This window comes from Caballeronia sp. AZ7_KS35 (assembly GCF_023631045.1).
In the GTDB taxonomy this organism is placed as follows: Bacteria; Pseudomonadota; Gammaproteobacteria; order Burkholderiales; family Burkholderiaceae; genus Caballeronia; species Caballeronia zhejiangensis.
In genome coordinates this window covers 1-7,302 of sequence record NZ_JALQDV010000050.1, presented here as the reverse complement: position 1 = coordinate 7,302, position 7,302 = coordinate 1, and the positions used below count along the sequence as shown (strand labels likewise).

At 60.4% G+C, this 7,302-nt stretch carries 6 protein-coding genes and 2 pseudogenes; 5 read left to right on the top strand and 3 right to left on the bottom strand.

The annotated features are described in order from the left end of the window. From NCT05_RS31755 to NCT05_RS31740, 4 genes and pseudogenes are all read left to right on the top strand, one after another. Positions 1-625, top strand: a 625-nt coding sequence (locus tag NCT05_RS31755; protein WP_502801810.1) for a Mu transposase domain-containing protein, incomplete at its 5' end; no start/stop codon positions are given. 12 nt (positions 626-637) lie between these two features. Beyond that, positions 638-781, top strand: a pseudogene (locus NCT05_RS37075) (AAA family ATPase); the annotation flags it as partial. Between the two features lie 144 nt (positions 782-925). Then, a pseudogene (locus NCT05_RS31745) lies at positions 926-1,548 on the top strand (ATP-binding protein); the annotation flags it as partial. Between the two features lie 15 nt (positions 1,549-1,563). Beyond that, on the top strand, positions 1,564-2,334 hold the full coding sequence (locus tag NCT05_RS31740; RefSeq protein ID WP_250504019.1) for a tyrosine-protein phosphatase: 771 nt from the start codon (positions 1,564-1,566) through the stop codon (positions 2,332-2,334). A 207-nt stretch (positions 2,335-2,541) separates the two neighbouring features. Here the strand turns inward: NCT05_RS31740 and NCT05_RS31735 are convergent, their stop codons facing one another. Both NCT05_RS31735 and NCT05_RS31730 read right to left on the bottom strand, forming a co-directional pair. Continuing rightward, positions 2,542-3,084 carry a carbonic anhydrase gene (locus tag NCT05_RS31735; protein ID WP_250504018.1) on the bottom strand — a complete coding sequence of 181 codons (543 nt, stop codon included), beginning with the start codon at positions 3,082-3,084 and terminating at the stop codon, positions 2,542-2,544. A 116-nt stretch (positions 3,085-3,200) separates the two neighbouring features. Continuing rightward, positions 3,201-4,187, bottom strand: coding sequence for a nitrilase-related carbon-nitrogen hydrolase (locus NCT05_RS31730; protein WP_250504017.1), 987 nt, complete (start codon positions 4,185-4,187; stop codon positions 3,201-3,203). Positions 4,188-4,404: 217 nt separating this feature from the next. Between NCT05_RS31730 and NCT05_RS31725 the strand changes: the two genes are divergently transcribed. Continuing rightward, positions 4,405-5,361: a GlxA family transcriptional regulator gene (locus NCT05_RS31725; protein ID WP_250504016.1), complete on the top strand. Its 957-nt coding sequence runs from the start codon at positions 4,405-4,407 to the stop codon at positions 5,359-5,361. A gap of 284 nt (positions 5,362-5,645) precedes the next feature. Here the strand turns inward: NCT05_RS31725 and NCT05_RS31720 are convergent. Beyond that, positions 5,646-7,302, bottom strand: a 1,657-nt coding sequence (locus NCT05_RS31720) for a PAS domain-containing hybrid sensor histidine kinase/response regulator family protein (protein WP_250504015.1), incomplete at its 5' end; no start/stop codon positions are given.

The window sequence follows — 7,302 nt, the reverse complement described above, 5'->3', positions numbered from 1 at the left end:
TCAGACTGCGCAGATCTCCGCTGAACGCCGCTCCTCAGCGCCAAGACCACAGAACTCGCTTCGCCACACAAGAAGCCTTCTGTGGTCGACCACAGAAGGCTTCGACTACCACGTCGAGATCGATAAACATCGCTACAGCGTCCCCCACGCGCTTGTCGGACTCAAGCTCGATGCGCGCATCACAGCGGGTGCCGTCGAGTTGTTGCATCGCGGTCGCCGTGTGGCCAGCCATGCCCGCAACGATCGTGTGGGAGGCTACACCACCGTCGTCGAGCACATGCCGGCGGCACACCGCGCCCATCTCGAATGGACTCCGCAGCGGCTTATCCACTGGGGTCAGCAGATTGGCGGCGCCACCGGCGCGCTCGTCGCGCGGCTTCTGCAGGAACAGCGCCATCCCGAGCACGGCTATCGGGCGTGCCTCGGCTTGCTCTCGCTCTCACGTCGCTATGGTCGCGACCGTCTCGAAGCGGCGTGCGCGTTGGCGCTCGAATTGGGTGTGCATCGTTACCGCCACGTGCGCGACATCCTCATCAACAACCGCGACCGCGCGGCAGCGACCACGCCTGTCGAATGGGTCAGTCCGAGTCACGCGCATGTCCGTGGCCCCAGCTACTACCAATAAAGAGAACCCGCCATGATGATGCACCAAACCTTGACGCAACTACGCACCCTGAAGTTGGATGGGTTCGCTGACGGATTGGAAGAACAGCTGACGCAGCCCGGCACCGCGGCTCTGAGCTTCGAGGAACGCCTGTCGTTGCTGGTCGACCGGGAAGCAAGCGTGCCGGACAACCCGCGCGCGATGATCGCCGATCCCGATCGCTATGAGCCTCGCGCCGGCGACACCGTGCTGGACTTCGCGCGTCACTACGGCACCTCATTTCTGCCTGCACGCGTTTATCGCCCGCAGGATAAGCCGAAGAGTTGGCGCGATGATCGTCGCCGCACCCGACTGCTCAAGCAAGCGCGCCTGAAGTATCCGCAGGCCGCCATCGAAGATCTCGACACCCGCGCTGGTCGGGCGTGGACCCGCGTTCGCTCACAAGCCTGGCTCTCGGCAACTGGGTCGAATCTGGATACAGCCTGCTCATTAGCGGCCCAACCGGCGCAGGTAAATCATGGCTCGCTTGCGCCCTCGCGCAGTATGCCTGCCGACGCGGGCACTCCGCGTTGTACCTACGTGTGCCGCGCCTCGGCGAGGAACTGCGCGTCCTCCACGGCAACGGCGGCTTCACCAAATGGCTGCTGCAGGTTGCTCGCGTTGATGTTCTTCTGCTGGACGATTGGGGAATGGCTCCGCTCGACGCGATGGTCCGAAACGATTTGCTCGAGATGATTGACGACCGATCTGCCGGCAAAGCCACGATCGTGACCAGCCAGCTACCAATCGAACACTGGCATGGCTGGATAGGCGACGAGACGATCGCCGACGCAATGCTCGATCGCCTTATGCAGCGACATCACCGCATCAAACTGACGGGCGAATCTCTTCGAAAACCATCTCCGAAACCCGGCGTGCTCGAACCAGAACTCGACCAGAACTAGCGAGGAAATCTACAATTGACACCGCGCAACGCCCGACCGCGTCAAACGGTCACGTTCCCGAAATCGGCGGTCACGTTCGCCGAAATACGCAGCCTGCAAAGCCGCGACGGCCGACGTGTGCGCGCGGGTCGGTTGTTTCGCAGCGGCAATCCTGGGATGGCAAGCGTCGCCGATATTGCGCGCCTCCAAGCGCTGGGCTTAGACGAAGTCATCGACTTTCGCTCTCCCGAAGAAAAGTCCACCGACGAAAGCGGATTTGCTCATGCTTTCAACTGGGTGGCATTGCCGGTGCTGGAAGGCAGCATGACTATGAACGAACTGGTGACGCGCCTGCAAAACGCCACCCGGCAGGAAATGGACGATTTCCTGCTTCAGGTGTACCGCGATTTCCCGATCAAGCACCAGTCTGCGTTTGGCCAGTTCATGAGAAAAGCGGAAACGGGCCGTGCGTTGCTATACCACTGCAGCACGGGCAAAGACGGGGCTGGATTTGCCACTTTCCTGTTGCTGTCTGCGCTTGACGTGGCACCGGACACAATTCTGGCCGACTACCTCGAGTCGAACAGCTGGAACTGGCGACTCGTCCAGGGGTTGCTTGCTCGCGTCGAGGCGCTTGGTATCTCGCCCGAGGTGGCGATGCCGCTGCTACGGGTGCGCTCGGGCTATCTGCAAGCATCACTGCAGACAATCGAGCAAGAATGGGGCAGCACCGCGCGATTCCTGAGGGAGGGGTTAGGCATCGACGTTCAGCTTGTGCGAGCGCGCTACCTTCAGCAAGCCGGTTGAGCCGAATCGACGAAGAAGGTGCAGATCTCGGCAAAGGCGTTAGCCGATTTCGCCGCAGTAGAACGGCCGGAACCGGTGAGCGAATTTCAACGAGTCATCGACTTTGGGCTCGCCACGGAGCGCCGCGAGAGGCTCGTCGACGTGTGGGACAGTGGTGAGAGTTCACGAAAAGCCGGACGAACTTCCGACTCCTATGTCCAGCGAGTCTCAGTCTGCCGTCTCACGCAAAGGCGCGGGGTGTACCACGGTCTTGATAAGACCTGTTTTGACGTCGTACACCAGCCCGGACACGATCAGATTATCGGGAAGATCTTTGTTCACGCGGAGTGCCGCGACATCGAGTCCTACCGCCTCGTACGGTTCCGTGATAGCGAGTTCATCGAGCGCGTCTGTCTCGACGCCAAGATGCTTCGCGAGCAACGCAGGCGCATGCTTGTGACAGCCGATGATCCCGCAATCGGTGTGCTGCAGCAGGACGAGATTGCGCGCACCATCCGGGCGTCCTGCCGCTTTCGCGACGACGCTCAGGACTGCCAGCGTTTCTAGCAGGTTTTTGTTGACCCGGCCACCGACATTGCGAATCACGGCCGCCTCGCCCTGCTTCAAACCCAGGACATTGATGGGATCGACGCGCGGGTCGACACAACCGACAACCACCGTTCCCGTCGACGGCATCATCTTCAGTTCGGGCGCGAACGCGGTGTTCGCGAACTCGGCGTTACGCTCCAGCATGACATCGTTGAAGTCCATTTTGCTTGCTCCTGCGTTGTTGGCACGAAGTGGCCTGGTTGAATCTCATGTGCCTGGCCCATCGCATTCGCGCGATGCGCACTCGACGAAGGTATCTCGCGATTTCACACGCGACTTCAGACGAGCTCTTCCAGATCGCTGACGGGCTCTTCACCCACCGCGCGCACCGATCGCTTGATGACGTGCAGCTTCGGTGTGCGGTCGATTACGAGGCCAAGCACATCGGGACGGCTGTAGTGACCACGCGAGTCCATCATGCGTTTGCGCTTGTCGATCTGCCAGAAATCCAGATCAGCGATGATCTCGCCCTCTCCTTCACGCAGCGGCGCGCCACCCATGTACTCGCCCTCCGGCGAAATGATGGCGGTAAAACAGCCGCTGGAGATCGGGCCAATCTGGGTTGTATTGGTATCCTTCAGAATCCGCTCTTGCTGTTCGGGCGTCAGCCAGGCGGTCGCGTTTACCACGAAGGCACCCGCCTCCAGCGCATGCTGGCGGATATTCACGGAAATCTGCTCCGAGAAAAGATCGCCGGCGAACGAACCCGGATACATGGCCGAATGGATTTCCTCACCATCGGCCATCAGCGCGTAGCGGGCGAGCGGGTTGTAGTGCTCCCAGCACGCTAGCTGGCCGACCCGGCCCACCGCCGTATCGACAGCGCGCAGGCCTGAGCCATCGCCCATTCCCCAGACCATTCGCTCGTGATAAGTCGGCGAAAGCTTCCGGCGGCGCTGTGCGAGCGTGCCATCGGCATCGAACAGGAGTTGCGTGTTGTAGAGCGTGCCGCCGTCGCGTTCATTGACTCCAATCGACACGACCATTCCAGCCTGGCGTGCCGCTTCGCCAATGGCGCGAGTCGTATCCGACGGAACCGTCACGGCCTGCTCAAGCAGCTTGTAATGCTCGGCACCCATTGCAAATGGCGATTCGATGAACGAGAAGTACGGATAATAGGGAACGACAGTCTCGGGAAACGTCGCGAACTGGACGCCCTGTTTACCGAGTTCCAGAATTTTCTTGACGACTTTATCGACGGTGCCTTCACGGCTATAGAGGACAGGCTCAATCTGGACAGCTGCGGCGCGGATGATTTTCGACATGATGAGGTTCCTTTCGCTGGTGCGAGACGGATATAAGAAGTGCTTGTACCTTAACGTCACGGGCCATTACGATCCATGTCGTTTTTGCCACCATTCATGACATCCGTCGCCCGGGAGCAGTAAGCTCACCACTTAGATTCATCGGTCCGCTATCTGGGCATTCGACCCGGACGGCGCTCATTCACACCACGTTCATATTGCAGACGGTAGGTCAGATATGCACCGGATTGGCTTCATAGTGCCGAAAAGATGCCAGATGATGAGCCTCGCGGCTCTGACGGTGTTCGAAATCGCAAACATGCCGCCGAGAGGGCCTTGGTACGAGATCCATCTGCTGTCCGAACACGGTGGTCCTGTTGTCTCTTCGGGTGGCATGACACTGGAAACGGAGGTGTTCGGCGATCCCGCATTCGACACGGTCATCGTGGGCTCGATCACTGAAATGAAAATGCCGACCTCCGACGCGCCTGTGGTTGCATTCGTCAGAGAGGCTGCCAAGGTATCCAGACGGATAAGCTCGATCTGTAGTGGCGCATTCGTCCTCGCCGAGGCAGGACTGCTGGAAGGCAGACGCGCAACCATGCATTGGGCTCACGCGGCCGAATTCAGAGCGCGCTTTCCGAATGTCCGCACCGAAGAAGACCGCATATTTGTCAATGACGGTCCGTTCTGGACGTCGGCGGGAATGACAGCGGGAATCGACCTCGCCCTGGCGTTGCTCGACAACGATCTCGGCCCCGACGCCGCAAAAATGGTGGCCCGACTGCTTGTCATGAACCAGCGTCGACTGGGTGGTCAGCTACAGCATTCCGCACTGCTGGACATGACGCCGAAATCCGATCGGATCGAACTGGTCCTCGCGCACATTCGCCGCAACCTGCGCAATCCGCTCACCATCGAAGAGCTTGCGGAAGTGGCGAACTTGAGTCCTCGCCAGTTCAGCCGCGCGTTCGTCGCCGAGACGGGTCAGTCACCGGCCAAAGCTGTCGAACAGCTTCGTCTGGAAGCAGCCAGATTCATGATCGAGCAAGGACGCCACACGATTAACGTGGTGGCGCAGGAAACGGGTTTCGCGGACCGTGAACGGATGCGTCGCGCGTTCGTCCGAACGTATGGCGTACCCGCCGATATCCTGCGCAGAAGCGCCCGGTCGGAATCCGCCACCGGCAACTGAAGTCCCCCGATGTGGCGAGCCTGACCCACGCACGGCCGACCGAAACATGGCCGATGTCCGGGCGAAGGAGACGGTCAAATGTCAGCGTCGCAGCGACGGCGAGCCACTGCTCCTGGCCGGTTCGGAAGTTAGCACAACGGCCAACCAGCTAACGAACCGGTGAGAAAGTAAATTCGTGCAGCCATATGCGTTAAGCGGCAACCGTCTCTGCAGACATCGTTCGTCCGTCAAGGCTGTTGCGTGTCCGGAGGGCGGCCCCTTCGGTGGCTCGTGCGGTGGACAGCTTACTGCGCCCCCGATTGGCGCGATACTGAGTTGTTCACCGCGTTCCTGATCTCTTGCAGAAGCCGGCTTTGCTGATACGGTTTGCGTAGTCTCGGCAGATCCACTCCAGCACCCTCGGGCAATTCCGCGTAGCCCGTTGCGAGTATGACAGGCAGGATCGGCCTGAGTGCTCGCGCCGCAGTGGCCAATTCGACGCCCGTCATCTTCGGCATCGAGTAATCAGTGAGCAGAACGTCGACTTTCTGGCCGGCGCGAAGGACTTGGAGCGCGGCCTCGCCCGATGCAGCCTCGATCACCTCATGTCCAAGGTCCTGCAGGAGATAAGATGTGCTTGACAAAATAAGTGGGTCATCATCGACGACTAGAACGGTGGCGCGCAGCTCGCTGGCGTCCGCCGGACCGTCGTCCTTCGGGTCATCGGCGATACGCTCCTCGGCAGCCGGGCGACCCGTGACAGGAAGCCAGAGCGATGCACACGTCCCCTTTCCATACGTGCTTTCTAGACGAAGCGCCCCTTGTAACTGACGCGCGAGACCGTGAATCATCGACAGGCCAAGCCCCGTGCCCTTTCCCACTTCCTTGGTCGTGAAGAAGGGTTCCGTCGCTTTGGCGAGTGTCGCGGCGTCCATGCCAGTGCCTGTGTCCGTCACTGACACCCGCACATAGTCGCCGGCACGCAGGTCGCTATCGCCAGGAGAATGGGCGGTATCGACGCTGATGTGGATTGCACCGCCATCGGGCATCGCATCGCGTGCATTGACTACAAGGTTCAGTATCGCGAGCTCAACCTGATTTGTATCGACGCGTGTGAACGGCACGTCTGGGGGCGTATCGATGACCAGTTCGATCATAGAGCCAATCGACCGCTCCAGAAGGTCGGCCATGCCGTGAACCAGCGCAGACATCTGGACAGGCTCGACCTTAAGGACCTGCTGTCGCGCGAACGCGAGCAGCCGTTGAGTGAGCGCGGCGCCGCGCTGAGCGCCTTTCAGCGCGCCATCGACCAACCGGCCGATTCGTTCTTCCGGCGGAACTTCCTTTCGCACGAGTTCGAGGTTCGCCATGATCGCCATGAGCAGATTGTTGAAGTCGTGCGCGATGCCGCCCGTCAACTGGCCGATCATTTCGAGCTTCTGGACCTGCCGCAACAGCTTCTCGGTGTGTTCCCGCTGCCGTATTTCCTCGAGCACCGTTCGATGCGCGTCTTCCAGTTGCGCGGTGCGCTCCAGCACCTTGACTTCGAGCAATTCGTTCACCCGGCGCAGCTGATCTTCCGACGTCTTGCGCAGCGTGACGTCGGCGCAGACGCCGACGAGCCGGGCCATCCGGTCGTCGCGCACGACGCGCGCCCTGACTTCGACCCAGTGCACGGTTCCGTTCTGCCACACGTTGCGATACTCGATTGCATAATCGCAGCCGGTTTCTGAGCTCTTCGCGATGGCTGCCCGCACCCGCTCGTGGTCCTCGGGATGAGTGCTTGCAATCAGTTCTTCATAGGTAAAGCTGTCGGTCTCCAAGCGGCCGAATATCGCTTTGCAAGTCGTCGATGCCGTCAGCGTGTAGCTGGAAAGATCGAGGATCCAGGAGCCGAGGTGTCCGGCCGTGAGTGCTATGCGAAGATGCGCTTCGCCCTCATCAAGTTCTCGGATTCGAGCC

Bases quoted from the DNA above. Each gene is read 5' to 3' on its own strand.
- NCT05_RS31735 (WP_250504018.1), bottom strand. From the start codon at position 3,084: ATGGACTTCAACGATGTCATGCTGGAGCGTAACGCCGAGTTCGCGAAC.
- NCT05_RS31730 (WP_250504017.1), bottom strand. From the start codon at position 4,187: ATGTCGAAAATCATCCGCGCCGCAGCTGTCCAGATTGAGCCTGTCCTC.
- NCT05_RS31725 (WP_250504016.1), top strand. From the start codon at position 4,405: ATGCACCGGATTGGCTTCATAGTGCCGAAAAGATGCCAGATGATGAGC.